We start from the raw sequence: 19,459 nt of genomic DNA, 5'->3' as shown, positions 1-19,459 counted from the left end.
CGACGGTGACAGCCCGGTGTCAGACCCGTTCGGCGACGAACCGCAGCTGCGCCCCGGCGAGGCGCCGCCAGTAGCCACGGTCGTGGTCGCCGCGCTCGAAGCCGCCGGCGGGGCGCTCGGCGAACCCCTCGACGTACTCCTCGGCGGCGACGCAGAACGGGTCCCCGAGACCGCAGTCCACGCGCACGGGGATGCCGGCGAGGTCGTCCTGGCGGCCCATGACCGTCACGGCGGCGAAGTCCGCGGCGTCGTCGAACGCGCCGGGCGCGGTGTCGTCGTAGTCGGTCCAGAGGGCGGGGCTGAGCGCGGCGACGGCGCGCACCCGGTCGGGGCCGAGCCGCCCGGCGAGGCGCAGCGCGCCGAAGCCGCCCATCGACCAGCCGAGGAGGCCGAGGCGGCTCGTGTCGAGGCCGCGGTCGGCGAGGAGGGGGAGGTACTCGTCGACGACCATCGCCCCGGGGTCGTCCCCGTCGGCGCGCTCGTGCCAGTAGGCGTTGCCCCCGTCGATGCTGGCGAGCGCGACCGGCGGCACGCCGTCGGCGACGGCCGCGGCGAGGAAGCGGTCGAGACCGAGGTAGTCCCGGGCGAACGGCGACGTGTGGTCCGCGCCGCGGGCGTGGAGCACCACGACGAGGGGGAGGCCCTCGGGGCCGGTGCCCGGCGGGGTCGCCAGGCTCCAGCCCACGCGACGCCCGCCGCGCGCGGCCGAGACGAGCTCGCCGCTGACCAGGTCGCCGGGCTCGACGTCGGGGACGGTGCCGTCCTCGCCGTCCAGGCCCAGGCGTGAGTAGAGCTGCGCACGACCGGGCAGCACGCCCGACGCGACGCCCGCGCCGCCGGCGACCACGGCCGCGGTGCCGATCCCCGCGGTGGCGAGCGCGGTCCTGCGGGTGAGCCTCATCGACGCCTCACAGCAGGGACGACCAGTAGTCCCAGAAGCGCTGCAGGATCAGGAGCCCGACGAGCAGGTAGACGAGGGCGACGGCCAGCACCGACCAGGCGCGCGCCACGCGGACCGCGCCGGAGCGGGCGAGGCCGGCACCGAGCACCCCGGCCTCCGCGTTGCGCACCGTCACCTGCCAGAAGAGCGGCACCATCACGACCCAGACGACCATGCAGTAGGGGCACAGGGCGTTGATCTCGTAGAGGCTCTGGGCGATCAGCCACGCCACGAACCCGATCCCGAACGTGACACCGACCTGGAGCCCGGCCCAGAACCAGCGCGCGTAGGCCGCGCCCGCCAGGATGCCGGCGCCGACCACCGCGACCACCGGGAAGGCCGCGACACCGATGACCGGGTTGGGGAACCCGAAGACCCGCGCCTGCTCGGTCGTCATCACGGAGCCGCAGCTCAGCACCGGGTTGAGGCTGCAGGAGGGGATGTAGCTGGGATCCACGAGGAACTGGATGCGCTCCAGCAGGAGCGTCACGGCGGCGACGGCCCCGACGATCCCGGTGACGACCAGGAGCCAGCCGAGCCGGAGGTCCCGACGACCGGCCTCGTACGCCGCGAGCTCGGCCCGCTCGTCCTCGGTGAGGTCGAGGACGAGGTCGTCGGTCGCGGCGGTCACGCGCGGCAGGGTAGTCGCCGATGCTGAGGGGATGGTGATTTCTGGCGTCGAGCTGGGTTGTACGGCGCGGTGGGGGCGTCGAGTTGGGTTGGACGGCGCGGTGGGGGCGTCGAGTTGGGTTGGACGGCGCGGCGGGGGCGTCGAGTGGGGTTGGACGGCGCGGCGGGGGCGTCGAGTTGGGTTGGACGGCGCGGCGTGTGCGTCGAGTTGGGTTGTCGGGCGCGGCGGGGGCGCCGAGTTGTCACGTACGCCGCGGCGGGGGTGTGTCGAGCTGGGCCTCGTTCACCTGTGGAATCGCGGTGGCGGGGCAGGTCGGCGAGGCGTAGAATCGCACACATGTTCGATCATCTTTCGCCTTGTGAGCTGCTGGATGCAGCTGCTGGGGCGGTGCGCGCCCGCCGGTTGGCGGAGGTGGCCGACTTGGAGGTGATCGCGGCGTGGGCTGCGGTGCACTCCGGTGAGCCGGCGGACCCCGGGCGCCGGAGGAACCTGCTGGTGGACGTGGGTGGGGAGGGTACGCCGCGGGTGCAGGACCACGCCCTCGGGGAGATCGCCCTGGCGCGGGGTGCGGGCGTGGTGGCCACGATCAACGCCCTCGCGGACGTGCTGGACCTGCAGCACCGCCTGCCGTTGACGTGGGCGGTGGTGCGGCAGGGGACGGCGGAGGTGTATGTCGCGCGGAAGGTGGCCCGGATGTCGCGGCACCTACCTGCGGCCGTTGTGGGCGTGGTGGATGTGGCGGTGGCGCGGATGATCGCTACCGAAGCACCTGGCCGCGTGTTGACCGTGGCCGAGGGCAAGGTGATCGAGGCCGATCCGGCCCTGCACGAGGAGCGGGTGGAGGAGGAGAAGCGCCGCCGATACGTCGGCCTCGGACGCACCGACGAGTACGGACTCCGCACGTTGATCGCCCGCCTGGACGCCGGGGATGCGGCCTGGGTGCAGGCCACCGTCACCCGAGTCGCGGAGATCATCACCCCCGGTCACCCGGATGCGACCGCGGACGAGGTCCGCGCCATCGCACTCGGGTACCTAGCCCGACCCGCCGAGCTCCTCGCGCTCCTGGTCGAGAACGAGACACCCGGTCAGCCGGAGCCGGTCACCGACGACGAACCCCTCGCTCCGTCACGCGCGACCGCACTGCCCGTCGACGTCCTCGACAAGCTCCACCGCACCGACCTGACGAAGTTGCGGCCGAAGGCGGTCTTCTACGTCCACCTCCACGAAGCCACCCTCCTCGGCACGAAGGGCGTCGCCCGCGTCGAAGAACTCGGCCCCCGCACCCTCGGCGCCCTCCACCAGCTCCTCGCCACCACCCAGGTCACGGTCAAGCCGGTCATCGACCTGGCCGACGCGGTCCGCACCACCGCCTACGAACACCCCGAAGCCATCAAAGAACGGGTGCACCTCGTCACCGGCGGTGACTACTGGCCCTACGCCACCTCGACCAGCCGCAACGCCGACTACGACCACCCCACCCCGTTCGACCACGGCCCCGAGCGATCCCCCGAAGCACAACAACCAGCCCAGACCGGCACCCACAACTCCGGCCTCCTGCAACGCCGCCACCACCGCTGGAAGACCCACGCCGGCTACCAAGCCCGCCAACGAGCCCCCGGCCACTACGTCTGGCTCACCCCGAACGGTCTCGGCTTCACCGTCGACCCGACCGGCACCCACCCCTGCTCCGAGATGGAAGCCCGCCTCCACCTCGCCCTCGCCGACCGTCGCGCACAGCCGGGAGGATGGCCAGATGACGGCGAACCCTGAGCCCGTGCTGCCGCCCCTCCACGAGTCGCTCACCTGGCTCACCCCGCTGTCCGAGGAGCGCCCCGCGGGGCTGGTCGGGTTCCTGTCCGAGCCCGCACCCGCCGACGTGCTCGACCTGGGGTGTGGCTGGGGTGAGCTCCTCCTCCGGGTGCTGGCCGCCGCACCGCAGGCGCACGGCCGCGGGGTCGACAGTGCGGCGCCGTCGATCGCCCGGGCCCCGGAGCAGGCACGCGTCCGCGGCCTGGCGACGAGGGCGACCTTCGAGGCGACGCCCGGCCGCGACGCCCAGCTCGAGCCGGCCGACGCCGTCATCTGCATCGGCGCCAGCCAGATCTGGGGGCCACCGGTGGAGGACGGCCAGCCGCTCGACTACGCCGCGGCACTGCGGGCCCTGCGCGGCCTGGTCCGCCCCGGCGGGCGCCTGGTCTACGGCGAGGCCGTCTGGTCGGCCCCGCCCCATCCCGCGGCGACGGCACCGCTGTCGGGGAGGGACGACGAGTTCGTGACCCTCGAGGCCCTGGTGGAGCTCACCGGACGAGTGGGCTTTGAGGTCGTCCACGCCGACCCGGCGGACCTCGACGAGTGGGACACCTTCGAGGCGGGCTTCCGCGCCCGCTTCGCCCGCTGGATGGAGACGCACGGCGACGACCACCCCGCCGCCCCCGACGTCCGCCGACGCCACGAGCAGCAGCGGGCGGCGTACGAGGAGGGCTACCGCGGCGTCCTCGGGATGGCCTACCTGTGCCTCCGTGGCTGACCGGGAGCCAGGACCTAGCCGAGCGCCCGGTCCAGGTTCGTCGCGGCCGAGATCAACGACAGGTGCGTGAAGGCCTGGGGGAAGTTGCCCAGCTGCTCGCCGGTCAGCCCGACCTGCTCGGCGTACAGCCCGAGGTGGTTCCCGTAGGTCAGCATCTTCTCGAACGCCAGCCGCGCCTCGTCGTGCCGGCCCGCGCGGGTGAGCGCCTCGACGTACCAGAACGAGCACATGGAGAACGTGCCCTCCGCGCCGTCGAGCCCGTCGGAAGAGCCGTCGGCGCCGGGGTCGTAGCGGAACACGAGCGAGTCGGTGACGAGGTGCTCCTCGACGGCCGCGAGGGTCGAGAGGAAGCGCGGGTCCCCGGGGGCCGTGAACTTCACGAGCGGCATGAGCAGCAGCCCCGCGTCGAGCACGTCGCCGCCCTCGGTCTGGGTGAACGACTGCAGCTCGTCGTTCCACGAGGCGCTCATGATCCGCTCGTAGATCTCGTCGCGCACCTTCCCCCAGGCGGCGATGTCGCCGGGCAGGCCGCGCTTGCGGGCGACGCGGATCATCCGCTCCACCGCGACCCAGCACATGAGGCGCGAGCTGGTGTGCGGCCGCGGGTCCTCGCGGATCTCCCACATGCCGTGGTCGTCACGCTCCCAGTTCCCGATGATCCAGTCGAGCACGGTGACGAGGTCGGTCCAGCCGTCGTGGCTGATGCCGCTGCCGTACTTGTCGAAGAGGTAGATCGAGTCGATCAGCTCGCCGTAGATGTCCAGCTGCAGCTGCTCGACCGCCGCGTTGCCGACCCGCACGGGCCGGGAGCCGCGGTGCCCGATGAGGTGGTCGAGCTCGTGCTCCTCGGTGGGCACCTTGCCGTCGAGGTCGTAGAGCACCCGCAGCGGTCCCAGCTTCTCGTACGTCGGGTGGTCGGCGTCCGCCTCCCCGATGCGCTTCGACAACCAGGCCGTGAACGCGCCCGCCTCGTCGGTGAACCCGAGCCGCAGCAGCCCGTAGAGGGTGAACGCGGCGTCGCGCACCCACACGTAGCGGTAGTCCCAGTTGCGACCGCCGCCGATCTCCTCGGGCAGGCTGGTGGTCGGCGACGCGATGACCCCGCCCGTGGGCTCGTGGCACATCAGCTTGAGCGTGATCGCCGAGCGCTCGATGGTGCTGCGCCAGCGGCCGGCGTACGACGACGTGGCGAGCCAGCCGCGCCAGTAGGCCGACGTCAGGTCGAGCAGCCGCTCGGTGTCGTCGACGGCGCAGGGCTCCGGGTCCTCGCCCTTGGGCACGACCTCGAGCACGAAGAGGGCGACCTCGCCGTCCTCGAGCGTCACCTCGCCGCGCACGACCCCCTCGTCGATGGTCAGGGGATGCGTCGAGGTGAGCATGAGGTCGACGTGCCCGTCGGGGATGTGGACCCCCGCCTCGACCGCGACCGGCTCGGCGGCGCTGGCGCCGTAGTCGTGCCGCACCTCGACCGCGGTGGCGATCGGCACCCGCCCGCGCACCGCGGCGACCCGCCGCACCAGCCGCTGCTGGTGGTCGGGGTCGTGGGCCTGCAGCACCGGCATGAAGTCCTGCACCTCGATCACGCCGTCGGGCGTGAGGAAGCGGGTGACGAGCACGGCGGTGTCGGGCAGGTAGTACTGCTGCGTGCGCGTCACCTCGCCCGTGGGCGCGAGCCGCCAGGCGCCGCCGCGCTCCTCGTCGAGGATCGAGGCGAACACGCTCGGCCGGTCGAAGCGCTCGGGGCAGAACCAGTCGATGGTCCCGTCGGTGGAGACGAGGGCCGCCGAGCGGAGGTCCCCGATGATGCCGTGCGCGGCGATGTCGGGGGCGTCACCGGCCGTGCGGGACTCAACCACCGAGCCGCCACCCGCCCGGGGCGAGGTCGAGCGCGGCCTGCGGGCCCCACGAGCCCTGCTCGTAGGAGTGCACCTCGGGCCGGTCGTCCAGCACCGGCTGGCAGACCTCCCACAGCCGCTCGACCTCGTCGGAGCGCGTGAAGAGGGTCTGGTCGCCGTGGAGCACGTCGAGCAGCAGGCGCTCGTAGGCCTCCAGGGGGAACGACTCCTCCGTGCCGTGCACCTGCACCTGCATGGTCGCCATCGTGATGTCGAAGGCCCGACCGGGCTTCTTCGTCCGCACGTCGACGGTGATCTGGGGCTCGTCGGTCAGCTCGAGCACGAGCTCGTTGCCGCACGACGGCTCCTCGAACATGTCGGACTCGGGATCGCGGAACCGCAGCGTGATCGTCCGTCGCCCCTCCGCCAGCGCCTTGCCCGTGCGCAGCAGGAACGGCACGTCGCGCCACCGGTCGTTGTCGACGAACACCTCGGCCGCCACGAAGGTCTCGACCGTCGACTCGTCGTCGACGTCCTCCTCGTCGCGGTAGCCCTCGTACTGCCCGAACACCACACGGGTCGGGTCCAGCGGCCGTACGTCGCGGAACAGCGCCGCCTTGGTGTCCCGGACCGCCTGCGCCTCGAACGCCCCGGGGTCCTCCATCGCGACGAACCCGAGCAGCTGGCAGAGGTGCGTCGAGATCATGTCCCGCAGGCACCCGGTGGACTCGTAGAAGCCCGCCCGGCCCTCGATGGTCAGCTCCTCGGGCACGTCGATCTGCACCGACGCGATGGAGCGGCGGTCCCACGCCGGCTCGAAGAGCCCGTTGGCGAAGCGGAGCGCCAGGATGTTCTGCACCGCCTCCTTGCCGAGGAAGTGGTCGATGCGGAAGACCTGCTCCTCGTCGACCGCGTCGAGCAGCACGCCGTCGAGCTCCTCCGCCGAGGCGAGGTCGAGGCCGAACGGCTTCTCCACGACGAGCCGGGCGCGCTCGGTGATGCCCTCCCGGTCGAGCATGCCGATCATGTCCGTCATCGCCGACGGCGGCACCGACAGGTAGACGAGCCGCCGCACGTCGGCGACGTCGGCGCCCGCCTCCTCGGCGACCTTCTTCTCGGCCTCGCCGATCGCGGCGGCCAGGTCGGACCCGTCGTCCGCCGACGCCGTCTGGAAGCTGAGACGTTCCACCAGCCCGTCGACGGCGTCGCGCTCGTCGTCGTCCGCCTTCTCCTGCAGCGCCTCGCGCACCTGGTCGCGGAACTCGTCGTCGGTGCCGGGCGAGTGCCGGCCCGAGCCGATGATCGCGTAGGACTCCGGCAGCCACTCCGACGCGGCGAGGCGGAGGAACGCGGGGAAGAGCTTGCGCTTGGCCAGGTCACCGGTGGCTCCGAAGAGCACGATCACGCTGGGCGGAGGGGTCGAACCGTTCGAGCCGGCCGCGCCGGAGGTGTCCGTCATGCCCCCTTTGCTACCCCCGCGCTCCAACCCGCACGGGTGGGCCTGCCCGTCAGAACGTCGTGGCCGGCTCGGTCTCGCCCAGCAGCCACTCCGTGAGGAACGGCGTCAGGTCGCCGCCGGCCTGCTCGGACAGCCAGGCCCAGTACTCCTCGCGCCCCGTGGAGACGAAGGCGTCGCCCGCGGCGTACGGCCACGCCCGGGTCATCTCCCAGAAGACCTCGTCGCCGAGCCGCGTGCGCAGCTCGTGCCACATGACGCCCGGCGGCACGTAGATGTTCGACTGGCCGAACTGGTCCGGGTCCCAGTCGGCCGGCGGACCGGCCTCGTCGCGGTAGGACTGGTCCTCGGCGCCGTAGATCGCGACGTACTCGTCGGGGTCGACCTCGAGGTCCTCCGCCTCGTAGAGCATCTGGAGGTACATGGCCATGCCCTCGTTCATCCAGACGTCGCGCCAGTCGTTGGGGGACACCTTGTCGCCGTACCACTGGTGGACGATCTCGTGCACGATCACCTCGGGCGACAGGGTGTAGCCGGTGTTGCCGTAGGTGATCATCGTCTGGGTCTCCATGGCGCTCTCGGAGTCGACGACGACGGAGCCGAGGCTGTCGAACGGGTAGGGCCCGAGCTTCTCCTCCACCCAGGCGAGCGCGTCCTTCGTCTCCTCGATCGCCGCGAGGATGCTCTCGTCGCCGGACGGGGTCCAGTAGGCCAGCGGGACGCCCGAGTCGCTCTCGTCCTCCGTCAGCTCGTAGTCGCCGACGGCGATCGTCGACAGGTACGACGACATGGGGGCGTCCGCGTGGAACCGGTTGACTGACTCGACGTCGTTCGCCTCGGAGAAGGTCAGCACGCCGTTCGCGACGCCCTGCCAGTCGGGCGCCGTGTGCACGGTGATGTCGTAGATCGCCTTGTCGGCGGGCTGGTCGTTGACGGGATACCAGGTGAACGCGCCGTACGGCTCCTGCATCGTCCACAGCCAGCCGTCGTAGCCGGACGAGTCGGAGCGCTGCAGGCCCACGCCCTCGAAGTCGGACCGCGTGGTCGGCGCGTCGACCGGCTGGGGCGGGCCGCCGTAGGCGACCTCCACGACGTACCGCTCGTCGGCGGTCACCGGGACGTCCACCACGAGGTCCTTGCCGTCGTGCTCGAAGGCGTCGGTCGGCTCGCCGTCCACGGAGACGGACGCGACGTCGAGGTGCTCCGCCAGGTCGAGCTGGAACCGCTCCGCCGTGGTCGTCGCGCGGAAGGTCACCGCCGTCGTCGCCGTGAACTCGTCGTCGTCGGGGAACCACGAGAAGTCGATCGCGTAGTGCAGCGCGTCCACCCCGGGGTCGCCGACCTCCGGGTAGACCGAGTCCTCACGCGGCTCGCTCACTGCCGCCGCGAGCGCCGGCTCCGTGGGCGCCGCGAGCTCCGGTACGTCGACGGGCTCGCCCCCGCGGTCGGCGGGGTCCTCGGGATCGTCGGCGGAGCCGTCGGACGGGGAGTCGGACCGGTCCTCGCTGCGGTCGTCCGCCTGGCGGTCCCGCACCTGGTCGACCACGAGGATCACCGCCAGCGACGTCACCGAGGCCAGCACGAACGCGACGACGAAGGCGATGACGACCGTCCCGCGTCCCTGCGACCGGCTGCGGGACCGACTGCTGGACCGGCTGCTGGACCGAGGGGGCGGCGGGGGCAGCGGCGACGACATGTGACCAGTCTGCCCGGCCGGAAAGCGCTGCGCGTCACCAACGCTCGCTACCGTTGCGCCCCGTGTCCACGCTGCTCATCCGCCAGGCCCGCCTGGTGCCCGTCGGGCCCGGTGTCACCGCCGGGCCCTCGCCCCGTCCCGTCGACGTGGTGGTGACGGACGGTCGCGTCACCGCGGTCGGCCCCGACCTGCCCGTCCACCCCGGTGCGACCGCGGCCGAGGTCGTCGACGCCGAGGGGCGCTGGCTCATCCCGGGCCTCTGGGACCAGCACGTGCACCTCGGCCAGTGGACGCTCGCGTCCCAGCGCCTCGACCTCGCCGGCGCCCGCTCGCCCGAGGACGCGACCAGGATGGTCGCCGAGCGGCTCGCCGAGCAGCCCGGGCATCCGGTCATCGGCTGGGGACACCGCTCCGGCGGCTGGGAGCGTGACGTCACGGTCAGCGAGCTCGACGCCGTCTCGGGCGACACCCCCGTCGTCCTCATCTCCGGCGACGGCCACCACGCCTGGCTCAACACGACGGCGCTGCTCCACCTCGCCATGCCCGTGCGGGACTCGGTGGTGCGCGAGGCGGAGTGGTTCGCGGCGTACGCCCGCCTCTCCACCCTCGTCGGCGACGACGGCACGTCGCCCGCGGCATACCGGCGCGCCCTCGACACCGCCGCCTCGCTCGGCGTCGTCGGTCTCGTCGACCTTGAGTTCTCCGGCGGCGCCGCCGACTGGCTGCACCGCTGGGAGCAGGGGTGCGACCGGCTGCGGGTGCGGATGTCGACGTACGCCGAGGGGCTCGACCAGGTGCTCTCCCTCGGCCTGCGCACGGGGGACGTGCTGCCGGGCGTCGCCGACGTGACGGGCCCGCACGACGACCGCCTGCAGATGGGGCCGCTCAAGATCATCTCCGACGGGTCGCTCAACACCCGGACGGCGTGGTGCTGCGAGCCCTACGCCGACGCCCACCGGCTGGAGTACCCCGCCGGTCAGCCCAACCTGTCCGGCGCGGAGCTGCGGTCCCTCCTCGAGCGTGCGCACGCCGCGGGCCTCGAGGTGGCGACCCACGCGATCGGCGACGCGGCGGTGGCGGCCGCGCTCGCGGCGTACGCGACGACGGGGGCGCGGGGCTCCATCGAGCACGCCCAGATGGTCGGCCGGGCCGACTCGCGGCGCATGGCCGAGCTGGGCATCCGCGCCAGCGTGCAGCCCGCGCACCTGCTCGACGACCGCGACCTCACGGAGAAGATCTGGCAGGAGCGCGCGAGCCGCTGCTTCGCGTTCCGCTGGATGCTCGACGACGGCGTCGAGCTCGTGCTCGGCTCCGACGCGCCCGTCTCCCCGCTCGACCCGTGGCTCGCGATGGCCGCGGCCGTGCACCGCAGCGCCGACGAGCGCGAGCCGTGGCACGGCGAGCAGGCGCTCACCGTGGCCGAGGCGCTGGCCGCGTCCACCGATGGCTGGGGCACCGTCGCCCCTGGCCACCCGGGTGACCTCGTGCTGCTCGACGCGGACCCGTACGCCGCGTTCGGCTCCACCGCCGAGCAGGGCGCGTGGCTGCGGGAGATGCCGGTGGCCGCGACGTACGTCGCCGGTGAGGCCGTGTACGGCGCGGGGATCGAGCTGGGCTGACCCCCTGGCCCCGGTGGGCCGGGGCTCAGCTGTCCAGGAGCTCCACGATCGCCGCCGCGGCGGCGCGCTGGCCGGACTCGAGCGGGTGGTAGGGGACGGCACCGTCGGTGTCGCCGCCGTTGATCCACGGCTCGTCGGAGCAGAGCGCGTGGCCCTGCGTGGCCGCGAAGAGGTCGACGAACTCGACCCCGGCGGTCTCGGCGGCGCGCTCCTGCGCGTTGGCGAGCTCCTGGTTGAGGAGCCGGGCCAGGCCGAGGGTCTGCGCGTCGAGCGGCACGTCGTCGCAGCCCTCGGTGCCGGCGGGCACGACCTGCGGGTAGCCGATGACGAGCACCCGCGCCTCCGGCGCCCGCTCCTGCACCTGCGCGATGGCGCCGGCCAGGTTGGTCGACAGCTGGGCGAGGCCCTCCTGCACCGCGGCGATGTCGATGTCCTCGCAACCCGTCTGCACGCAGTCGCCCGCCAGCAGCGCGAAGGCGCCGAAGTCGTTGCCGCCCGTGCTGATCGTGACGATGTCGGTGTCCGCGGTGACGGCGTCGATCTGGGCGGGCACGTCGCCCGTCGCCAGGGCCTGCGGCGCGAGGAGGTCCGCCGTGGTCGCGCCCGAGCACGACACGTCCGTGAGCTCGGAGCCGCCGAACGCGCCCTGCACCAGGTGGGGGTAGTTCACCTCGGAGCGCCCGCACAGGCCCGAGGCGTCGTCGGCCGGCTCCACGCCGGGGGCGGCGGTGTAGGAGTCGCCCATCGCGACGTAGGACTGGTCCGCGAAGTCGTCGGAGTCGTCCGTGCGCACCTCGGGGCCGTCCGCTCCGGGGGCCTCGGACGAGGGCTCCGCCGTCGCGACGCTCGGGCCGTCGGAGTCGTTGCCGCTGCACCCGGTGAGGACGAGGGCGAACGCGAGGCCGGCGACGACACGGCGGGGGAGCGAGGTCATGGGGACCAGTATCCGTGCTGGGGGTCGTCGGTGCGTGTCTGTCGGCCGCGATCGACGAGCTCGAGAAGACGAAGTGTGGGTGGAACCGACTGGTGCCCCACCGCGTCTCCTCGGCAGCACACGTGACGCAGCTGAGGAGCGAGGACAGTGAAGAAGAAGAACGTGCTTGCCCCCGCGCTGTCCGTCGTCCTGTTCGCGCAGGCCGGGTGTGGTTCGGAGGCAACGTCGACCAACGCCGCGAGTTCCGAGAGCTCGCGTCTGGTGGCGGGCGATTGCGGTGGTGGAGTCGAGCCGAGGTGGTTCGCGGGAGTGGCTACTACGACTACAACGTGTTGCCGAACCTGTCAGCCGCAGTCGAGCAGCACGATGTCGCGGTGGCAGGACGTGTGACCGGCTGGTCCGAGGGCCGCTCCGTCAACACCGGTGACATGGTCACGCGCTACGCCACCGTCACCGTCCAGGTCGACCTCGCTGCCAGGATCGCTGATCCCTCCCAGCGCGACGTCGCGTACGTCGCCGTCAGCCTCGGGTCGGATCCGGTCGGCCCCGACGGCGCCGCAGTGGGAAGTGTCCCGACGCTCGGCGAGCTGGAGCGTGCCGTCCCCACGGGGACCCGCATCATCGCGATCGGCAACGCGGTCCCTGAAGACGAGGAGGAGCAGTACGGCTCGCCGTTCGAGGTCGCGGACTACGAGGCGGGGCGCCCTGCCGGTGCCCCGCTGGCGAGCTTCACCGTCCAGGGCTCCCTCGTCGAGACGACGAACGGCTGCACGGTCTCCCTTCGGGCGCAGGACGAGGACGTCTCGTACTGGACCATCCACGCTGCCGAGCTGGCCGGCAACGAGGCGACGGCTACGACGAGCCCCGGCAGCTTCCAGAACCTCGTCGACGAGCTCGAGAGCTCAGCCACGGGCTGAACCTCGACGGTGGCCGACCGCGCTCGACGCGTCGACGACCGCCAGGCCCGAGTCCCGGAACTGTGCGGCTGGGACAGCCCGGGTCGAGTCTTACCCGCGCTATCAGCACCTTTGCTCGACGATCGCGCTGAGGCCGCGCCGCCGGAGCCCGTTCACGCCAACGCCACCACCAGCTCGCGCACGACGTCGGGGTCGCCGAGCGTGTCGCCCCACAGCTCGCGCACGCGTCCCATGCGGTAGCGCACGGTCTGGGGGTGCACGAACAGCGCCGCGGCCACCTCCTCGCGGCGGCCCTGGTGGAGCAGCCACGCGCGGAGCGTCTCCTCGAGGCGGGCCGCGGTGTCGGCGCGCACGCTTGCGAGCGGCGCGAGAGCCCGGGCGCGCAGGGCGGCGCGGGCGGCGGGATCGGCGTGGACGACGAGGTCGACGAGCACGTCGTCGGTGTCGAGGAGCCCGTCCGAGCGGTCCAGCCCGTCGGGCCCGTGGAGACCGAGGGCGCGCTCGACCCGGTCGTACGACGTGCGCACGTCGAGCCACGGCACCGTCGGGCCGACGACCGCGTCGTACCGGCCGAGCTGCTCGAGCAGCACCGCGCGCCGCACGTCGGGCACGAGCAGGAGCGCGCGCTCGCCGTCGGCGAGGGCGGGGAGCTCGTCGGCGGGCTGCAGGGTGGTGGGGTCCACCGTCGTGAGCACGGCGCGGACCTGGTCGCTGCGCACGACGAGCGCGGTGAGCGTCTCCGGCGGCTCCCAGTCGGTCGAGGCGACGACCGCGTGCACCGCGTCCGCGGGAGCGCGCTCGAGCAGCAGGGCCGCGATCCGCTCCAGGCGGCGGCGCCGCACGCGGCCGCTCGCGGCCAGCTCGTCGGCGTGCCCGGCCGCGCTGGCGGCGGAGAGCTCGTCGATGAAGGCGAAGACGAGCTCCGCGAACTCGGCCAGCATCCGGGCGCCGACGCCGTGGTCGACGGCGACGCGGGACAGCTCGCGCCAGGAGACGCGGGCCCCGATGCGGTACGCCGCGAGCAGCGCCTCCATCGACCGCCCGCTGCGCGCCTCGCCCCGGCCCAGGTCGTAGGCCCCGCGCGTCGACGCCGTCGCCGGTCGTCGGGGGTCGCGGCGTCGGCCGGCGGCGGCGGAGGTGCCGGAGACGAGGGCGACGAACCCGCCGAGGGCGAGCTGCACGGCCTGGCGGATGGTGGCGCCCATCGGCCCGGACAGGGCGTTCTCGTAGCTGGGGACCTCGGTGATGATGGCGTCGACGGTGCGGTCGGCGACGTCGGGGAGCGCGCCGCGCAGCGCGGTCACGGCTCCCTCCGAGAGAGTGACTGCGTCGTCTGTGGGATCCATGGACCACCTCCGGTTTGTTCTGAGCGAACAACATTATGCCGCAACTTCACCTGCGGAGCGTGACGACATCGAGCGCCCGTGCCCCCACGATGGACGCATGAGCTCCTCTGTGCCCCTGCTGACGTCGACGACCCGTCGGCGCGCAGGCTCCACGACGCTCCGTGCGCGCCTCGAGCGGATCGCGAACGCGGCGGTCACCCCGCTCGTGCCGGCCGACTACCTGGACCTCTTCAACCCGCTCCGTGCGGGCGCCGAGCTGCGGGGCAGGGTCGTCGCCGTCACGCCCGAGACGGCCGACGCCGCCACCATCGTCATCCGCCCCGGCCGCGACTGGGCCGGGCACGTGCCGGGCCAGTACGTGCGGGTCGGCATCGACGTCGACGGCGTCCGCCAGTGGCGCGCCTACTCGCTCACCCACGGCCCGCGCCCCGACGGCAACATCTCGATCACGGTGAAGGCCGTGCCCGACGGCGTCGTCTCCCACCACCTCGTGCACCGCGTGCAGGTCGGCACCCTCGTCCACCTCGAGCAGGCGACCGGCGAGTTCGTGCTGGCCCCCGAGGTCACCGACGGCCCCGCCACCGCCAAGCTGCTCTTCGTGACCGCCGGCTCCGGCGTCACCCCCGTCGTCGGGATGCTGCGCAACCTGTTCCCCGTGACCGACAGCGGCGTCGTGCGGCCCGCCCGCAGCGCCCACCTCGACATCACGGTCGTCCACGTCGCGCCGAGCCGCCCCGACTCGATCTTCATCCGCGACCTCGAGGCCCTCGACGCCGCCGGCGCGATCCACCTCGTGGCGCGGTACGACGACGTGCACGGCCTCCTCGACGTCGACACGCTCGGCGACCTGGTGCCCGACCTGGGCGAGCGTGCGACGTACGCCTGCGGTCCGGGTGGCCTCCTCGACGCGCTCGAGACCCACCACGCGGCGCGCGACCTCGTGCTCTACACCGAGCAGTTCCGGCCCGCGACGCTCGTCGTCGGCGAGGGCGGCGAAGTCACCTTCGCCGGGGGCGCGAGCATCGAGACCGACGGCGCCACCACGCTCCTCGACGCGGGCGAGTCCGCCGGCGTCCTCATGCCGAGCGGCTGCCGCATGGGCGTCTGCTTCGGCTGCGTCGTCCCGCTCACGGAGGGCTCGGTGCGCGACCTGCGCAACGGGGCCCTCACCACCGCCGTGCCCGGGGAGACCGGGCCGGAGGGCATCCGCATCCAGACCTGCATCACGGCCGCCGCCGGCCCGTGCCACCTCGACGTCTGATCGTCGCCGAGCCACGCAAGCGAAAGGGAGAGTCGACATGACCGTCGTCACCAAGAAGGACGAGAACCCCGTCGCCCACCTCACGCCCGAGGACATCGAGCAGCTGGGCATCGAGCTGGACGCGATCCGCCAGGAGGTGCTCGACACCCGCGGGGAGCGCGACGCGGCGTACATCCGCAAGGTCATCGACGCCCAGCGCAAGCTGGAGCTGGGCTCCCGCGCCGTGCTGCTCGCCAGCGCGTTCCCGCCGGCGTTCGTCGCCGGCACCATCGGCCTCTCGATCGCCAAGATCATCGAGAACATGGAGATCGGCCACAACGTCATGCACGGCCAGTGGGACTGGATGCGTGACCCGAAGATCCACTCCACCACGTGGGAGTGGGACAACGCCTCGACGGCGGAGGGCTGGAAGCACAGCCACAACGAGGTGCACCACACCTACACGAACATCGTCGGCAAGGACAACGACCTCGGCTACGGCATCATGCGCGTCGACGAGGACCAACGCTGGGTGCCGATGTACCTCGCGCAGCCCGTGTGGAACTTCATCAACGCGTGCTTCTTCGAGTACGGGATCGCGGCCTACGACCTCGAGCTCGGCAAGAACCTGAAGACGCCCAAGGACCGCCGCCCGGAGTCCTTCACGAAGGCCGCCCGTGCCACCCTCGGCAAGATCCGCAAGCAGATGACGAAGGACTACGTCGTCCACCCGCTGCTGTCGCTGCCGACCGGCTCGTTCCTGCCGACCCTGGCCGCCAACTTCACGGCCAACCTGGTCCGCAACGTGTGGAGCCACTCCGTGATCATGTGCGGCCACTTCCCCGAGGGCGTCGAGACCTACGAGAAGGCCGCGATCCCGGAGCGGGAGACGCGTGGCGAGTGGTACCTGCGCCAGATGCTCGGCTCCGCCAACATCTCCGGCTCGAAGGCCATGCACTTCATGACCGGCAACCTCTCGCACCAGATCGAGCACCACCTCTTCCCCGACCTGCCGTCGAACCGGTACGCCGAGGTGGCGCCCAAGGTGCAGGCGCTGTTCGAGAAGTACGACCTCAACTACCACTCCGCGTCGCTGCCCGCGCAGGTCTACTCGGCGTGGCACAAGGTCGTCCGCCTCTCGCTGCCCAACGGCTGGCTGGAGACCACGACGAAGGACAACCTGCCGAGCCAGCTCAAGATGCTCTGGGCGATGACGACGGGCGACCGCAAGGTGCGCCGCGTGGCCCAGCTGCGGCTCGAGCAGCAGGCCCGTCGGCTCCGCGCCCAGAAGAAGGCGGACGTCGAGCGCGTCGCCTGATTAAGGCCACGGGTAGCGGGGTAGACCGCCCCGCCATGAGCACCTGTGCCGTCTGCGGCCACCAGATGCCCCACGACGCCGCGTTCTGCGACACGTGCGGCACCCCGGCCGACGCGACCCACGTCAGCGGCGGTTCCTCCCCGTCCTCCCCGTCCTCCCCGTCCGCTCCCGCTGATGCGGGCGACGCCCCGACGAGCGTGAGCGGCGGGCTGCCGCCGTCGTCGTCGTACGGCGCGCCCTCGGGCCCGCAGGGCGGCTACGGCCAGCCCGGCGGGTACGACGCGGGCTACGGCCAGCCCGGCGGGTACGACGCGGGCTACGGCCAGTCGGGCGGCTACGGCGGTGGCTACGGCGGTGGCTACGGCGGTGGCTACGGCGGGGGCTACGGCGAGGTCGGTCAGCCCGGGCCCGGCCGGGGTGGCGGCGGCCGCGGCAAGTGGATCGCCATCTGGGGTGTCGTGGGCGTGCTCGTCATCGGGGTCATCGTCACGACGCTCGTGCTGACGGTCTTCAACGGCAAGGACGACGACGACCGCGACACGGCCGACCCGGACGAGACCAGCAGCACCGACGGCACCGACGGGCCCGACCCGTCCGGCATCACGCTCGGCGAGGTCAACGAGATCCCGGTCGACGACGACACCGCCGTGCTGACGGTCGAGGCGGACGAGTCCCAGATCGTGCTGCTCTCCAGCTCCGACGACATGGGCATCCCGTTCCCCGAGGACGCCGCGATGCAGGTGACCTCGGCCCAGGGCTGGTACGGCGAGGAGGGCTTCGCGGCCTTCGTCCCGGAGCGCTCGGGCGAGCAGGAGGTCGAGTTCAACGTCTTCGCCGGCTCCGACACCGTCGAGGTGTTCGTCGACGTCGTCGACGCCGAGATGCTGGAGCTGGGCGACGCGGTGCCGCTGCCGGCGGGTTCGCCCATGGGCGCGGCGATCTACGAGGACCTCTCGGGTGCCTTCGTGCTCCCCGAGGGCATGTACATCTCGAGCTGCACGAGCGACGCCATCTGCGACCTCGAGGGCACGGTGCTCGCCGTCGCCGACCGGTCCCGGCTCACCCCGGCGCAGGCGCCGGAGGGTGCCGGCGTCTGGGGCGAGGGCGGCACGACGCTCGAGACGACGATGCCGGCGGGTGGCGGCAACGCCCCGTTCGTCGCCACGACGAGCGGCTCGCTCACCGTCTTCCTCGAGAACATCGCGGACCCGGCGGTCGACTTCCGCCTCCAGGTCTTCGACAAGCACGGCAACGAGATCTGCAACCGCGACAGCTCCTTCGGCGACGAGACCTGCCTCGTCCAGGTGCGCCAGGGCGACGACTACTCGGTCGTCGTGACGGAGTACGACGAGGACCCGCAGGCGACCGGCAACATCCGTCTGCAGCTGATCCCCGGCACCAACGAGTGACCCCCGTGACCCGGACCGGGCCCGATCCACGCTATTGAACGCGTGACAACAGGGCCCGGTCCGGGTCATGATGCGCGGCATGGCGCAGACCCCGGCTCCCTCCAGCCCCTCCCCGCGTGAGCACGTCGACGTCCTCGTCATCGGGGCCGGCCTCTCCGGCATCGGTGCCGCGGCCCGGCTGACCCGTGACCACCCCGACCTCGAGCTGCTGGTCCTCGAGGCCCGCGAGGCCATCGGCGGCACGTGGGACCTGTTCCGCTACCCCGGCGTGCGCTCCGACTCGGACATGTACACGCTCGGCTACCGCTTCAAGCCCTGGCTCGGGGAGAAGGCGCTGGCCGACGGTGCCTCCATCCGGGAGTACGTCGAGGAGACGGCCGCCGAGCACGACCTGGTCGACCGGATCAGGTTCGGCCACAAGGTGGTCGGGGCCGCGTGGGACTCTGCGACCTCCCGCTGGACGGTCGAGGTGGTCGTCGACGGCGAGACCGCGACGTACTCCGCCGGGTTCCTCTACTGCTGCGCGGGCTACTACGACTACGACGCCGGCTACCGGCCCGTGTTCCCGGGCGAGGAGCTGTTCGAGGGCGAGCTCGTCCACCCGCAGGCGTGGCCCGAGGACCTCGACTACCGCGGCAAGAAGGTCGTCGTCATCGGCTCCGGGGCCACGGCGATCACCCTCGTGCCCTCGATGGCCGGCGCGGCCGAGCACGTGACGATGCTGCAGCGCACGCCGACCTACGTCATCTCCATCCCCGCGCGCGACCAGCTGTCGCTGCTGGCGCGCAAGGTGCTGCCCGAGATGACGGCCTACCAGCTGACGCGGTGGCGCAACGTCCTGCAGCAGATGGTCTTCTTCAACGCCAGCCAGACGTTCCCGTCCGTCGTGAAGCGCGGGGTGCGCGCGTGGACGAGGCGCCAGGTGCCGGACCTCGACGTCGACACGCACTTCAACCCGCCGTACGACCCGTGGGACCAGCGGTTCTGCGTGGTTCCGGACGGCGACCTCTACCGGGTGCTGCGCTCGGGCGAGGCGTCGATCGCGACGGGCCGGATCGCCACGTTCACGCCCACCGGGATCCGGCTGGAGAGCGGCGAGGAGATCGAGGCCGACGTGGTCGTGACCGCGACCGGGCTCAACCTGCTCGCCTTCGGCGGCCTGTCGTTCACGGTCGACGGTGCCGAGGTGAAGCTGCCCGAGACGATGAGCTACCGCGGGCTGATGCTCACCGGCGTGCCCAACTTCGCCTACACCATCGGCTACACCAACGCCTCGTGGACGCTGAAGGCCGACCTGGTCGCCGACTACGTCTCGCGGCTGCTCGGGCGGATGCGGGCCACGGGCCTGCGGAAGGTGGAGGTCGAGCGCGACCCGACCGTCGCCGAGGCGCCCCTGCTGGGCCTCGAGGCGGGCTACGTGCAGCGCTCCGTCGACCAGCTCCCCAAGCAGGGCGCCGAGGCGCCGTGGAAGGTCGTGCAGAACTACCTCTACGACATCCGGGCGCTGCGCCGCTCGGACCTCGACGACGGCACGCTCACCTGGTCGTGAGGGGGCTGGTCGTGAGGGCTGACGCAACGGTTACCTGCGAGT

General features: G+C 72.4%; 15 protein-coding genes. 8 read left to right on the top strand and 7 right to left on the bottom strand.

Translation table 11 applies throughout. The annotated features are described in order from the left end of the window. Positions 1 to 19 precede the first annotated feature (19 nt). Together QE405_RS15535 and QE405_RS15530 are read right to left on the bottom strand one after the other, a co-directional pair. Positions 20 to 901, bottom strand: coding sequence for an alpha/beta fold hydrolase (locus tag QE405_RS15535; RefSeq protein WP_307202361.1), 882 nt, complete (start codon positions 899 to 901; stop codon positions 20 to 22). A gap of 7 nt (positions 902 to 908) precedes the next feature. Beyond that, positions 909 to 1,571, bottom strand: coding sequence for a vitamin K epoxide reductase family protein (locus QE405_RS15530; protein ID WP_307202357.1), 663 nt, complete (start codon positions 1,569 to 1,571; stop codon positions 909 to 911). A 336-nt stretch (positions 1,572 to 1,907) separates the two neighbouring features. On the opposite strand from QE405_RS15530, the gene QE405_RS15525 reads away from it, so the two are divergent. Beyond that, positions 1,908 to 3,341: a hypothetical protein gene (locus tag QE405_RS15525; protein ID WP_307202355.1), complete on the top strand. Its 1,434-nt coding sequence runs from the start codon at positions 1,908 to 1,910 to the stop codon at positions 3,339 to 3,341. Next, positions 3,325 to 4,098, top strand: a complete 774-nt coding sequence (locus QE405_RS15520) for a class I SAM-dependent methyltransferase (RefSeq protein ID WP_307202352.1) — start codon at positions 3,325 to 3,327, stop codon at positions 4,096 to 4,098. The genes QE405_RS15525 and QE405_RS15520 overlap by 17 nt, the downstream gene beginning before the upstream one ends. A gap of 14 nt (positions 4,099 to 4,112) precedes the next feature. Here the strand turns inward: QE405_RS15520 and QE405_RS15515 are convergent, their stop codons facing one another. The 3 genes from QE405_RS15515 to QE405_RS15505 are packed head-to-tail and all read right to left on the bottom strand — an operon-like array spanning position 4,113 to position 9,085. Then, on the bottom strand, positions 4,113 to 5,954 hold the full coding sequence (locus tag QE405_RS15515; protein WP_307202350.1) for a glycoside hydrolase family 15 protein: 1,842 nt from the start codon (positions 5,952 to 5,954) through the stop codon (positions 4,113 to 4,115). Further along, positions 5,947 to 7,392: a glucose-6-phosphate dehydrogenase gene (gene zwf / locus QE405_RS15510; protein WP_307202348.1), complete on the bottom strand. Its 1,446-nt coding sequence runs from the start codon at positions 7,390 to 7,392 to the stop codon at positions 5,947 to 5,949. Before zwf ends, QE405_RS15515 begins: the two co-directional genes overlap by 8 nt. 49 nt (positions 7,393 to 7,441) lie before the next feature. Continuing rightward, positions 7,442 to 9,085 (bottom strand): M1 family metallopeptidase, encoded by a 1,644-nt coding sequence (locus QE405_RS15505; protein ID WP_307202345.1) that lies wholly within the window; start codon positions 9,083 to 9,085, stop codon positions 7,442 to 7,444. A 62-nt stretch (positions 9,086 to 9,147) separates the two neighbouring features. Between QE405_RS15505 and QE405_RS15500 the strand changes: the two genes are divergently transcribed. Continuing rightward, positions 9,148 to 10,704 carry an amidohydrolase gene (locus QE405_RS15500; RefSeq protein ID WP_307202343.1) on the top strand — a complete coding sequence of 519 codons (1,557 nt, stop codon included), beginning with the start codon at positions 9,148 to 9,150 and terminating at the stop codon, positions 10,702 to 10,704. 25 nt (positions 10,705 to 10,729) lie between these two features. Here the strand turns inward: QE405_RS15500 and QE405_RS15495 are convergent, their stop codons facing one another. After that, positions 10,730 to 11,638, bottom strand: coding sequence for an SGNH/GDSL hydrolase family protein (locus QE405_RS15495; RefSeq protein WP_307202342.1), 909 nt, complete (start codon positions 11,636 to 11,638; stop codon positions 10,730 to 10,732). Positions 11,639 to 12,012: 374 nt separating this feature from the next. On the opposite strand from QE405_RS15495, the gene QE405_RS15490 reads away from it, so the two are divergent. After that, positions 12,013 to 12,555 carry a hypothetical protein gene (locus QE405_RS15490; protein WP_307202340.1) on the top strand — a complete coding sequence of 181 codons (543 nt, stop codon included), beginning with the start codon at positions 12,013 to 12,015 and terminating at the stop codon, positions 12,553 to 12,555. Between the two features lie 152 nt (positions 12,556 to 12,707). Here the strand turns inward: QE405_RS15490 and QE405_RS15485 are convergent, their stop codons facing one another. Continuing rightward, the gene (locus QE405_RS15485) at positions 12,708 to 13,859 is read right to left on the bottom strand and encodes a helix-turn-helix domain-containing protein (RefSeq protein WP_307202338.1); all 1,152 of its coding nucleotides are present in this window, start codon (positions 13,857 to 13,859) and stop codon (positions 12,708 to 12,710) included. Between the two features lie 139 nt (positions 13,860 to 13,998). On the opposite strand from QE405_RS15485, the gene QE405_RS15480 reads away from it, so the two are divergent. From QE405_RS15480 to QE405_RS15465, 4 genes are all read left to right on the top strand, one after another. Beyond that, positions 13,999 to 15,162, top strand: a complete 1,164-nt coding sequence (locus QE405_RS15480; protein ID WP_307202336.1) for a ferredoxin reductase — start codon at positions 13,999 to 14,001, stop codon at positions 15,160 to 15,162. 37 nt (positions 15,163 to 15,199) lie between these two features. Further along, on the top strand, positions 15,200 to 16,459 hold the full coding sequence (locus QE405_RS15475) for a fatty acid desaturase family protein (protein ID WP_307202334.1): 1,260 nt from the start codon (positions 15,200 to 15,202) through the stop codon (positions 16,457 to 16,459). Positions 16,460 to 16,494: 35 nt separating this feature from the next. Beyond that, positions 16,495 to 17,868 carry a zinc ribbon domain-containing protein gene (locus QE405_RS15470; protein ID WP_307202333.1) on the top strand — a complete coding sequence of 458 codons (1,374 nt, stop codon included), beginning with the start codon at positions 16,495 to 16,497 and terminating at the stop codon, positions 17,866 to 17,868. Positions 17,869 to 17,947: 79 nt separating this feature from the next. Then, positions 17,948 to 19,417 (top strand): flavin-containing monooxygenase, encoded by a 1,470-nt coding sequence (locus QE405_RS15465; RefSeq protein ID WP_307202331.1) that lies wholly within the window; start codon positions 17,948 to 17,950, stop codon positions 19,415 to 19,417. The last annotated feature ends 42 nt before the right edge of the window (positions 19,418 to 19,459 follow it).

Origin of the sequence: Nocardioides zeae, assembly GCF_030818655.1 — a bacterium.
Taxonomy (GTDB): domain Bacteria; phylum Actinomycetota; class Actinomycetes; order Propionibacteriales; family Nocardioidaceae; genus Nocardioides; species Nocardioides zeae_A.
Note: the sequence above shows the minus strand (reverse complement) of the source record. Positions and strands in the feature narration are given on the sequence as shown.

Excerpts from the sequence above, each read along its gene's own strand:
- QE405_RS15495 (WP_307202342.1), bottom strand. The coding sequence starts at position 11,638 with ATGACCTCGCTCCCCCGCCGTGTCGTCGCCGGCCTCGCGTTCGCCCTC.
- QE405_RS15470 (WP_307202333.1), top strand. The coding sequence starts at position 16,495 with ATGAGCACCTGTGCCGTCTGCGGCCACCAGATGCCCCACGACGCCGCG.
- QE405_RS15475 (WP_307202334.1), top strand. The coding sequence starts at position 15,200 with ATGACCGTCGTCACCAAGAAGGACGAGAACCCCGTCGCCCACCTCACG.
- QE405_RS15505 (WP_307202345.1), bottom strand. The coding sequence starts at position 9,085 with ATGTCGTCGCCGCTGCCCCCGCCGCCCCCTCGGTCCAGCAGCCGGTCC.
- QE405_RS15525 (WP_307202355.1), top strand. The coding sequence starts at position 1,908 with ATGTTCGATCATCTTTCGCCTTGTGAGCTGCTGGATGCAGCTGCTGGG.
- QE405_RS15480 (WP_307202336.1), top strand. The coding sequence starts at position 13,999 with ATGAGCTCCTCTGTGCCCCTGCTGACGTCGACGACCCGTCGGCGCGCA.
- zwf (WP_307202348.1), bottom strand. The coding sequence starts at position 7,392 with ATGACGGACACCTCCGGCGCGGCCGGCTCGAACGGTTCGACCCCTCCG.
- QE405_RS15520 (WP_307202352.1), top strand. The coding sequence starts at position 3,325 with ATGACGGCGAACCCTGAGCCCGTGCTGCCGCCCCTCCACGAGTCGCTC.
- QE405_RS15535 (WP_307202361.1), bottom strand. The coding sequence starts at position 901 with ATGAGGCTCACCCGCAGGACCGCGCTCGCCACCGCGGGGATCGGCACC.
- QE405_RS15465 (WP_307202331.1), top strand. The coding sequence starts at position 17,948 with ATGGCGCAGACCCCGGCTCCCTCCAGCCCCTCCCCGCGTGAGCACGTC.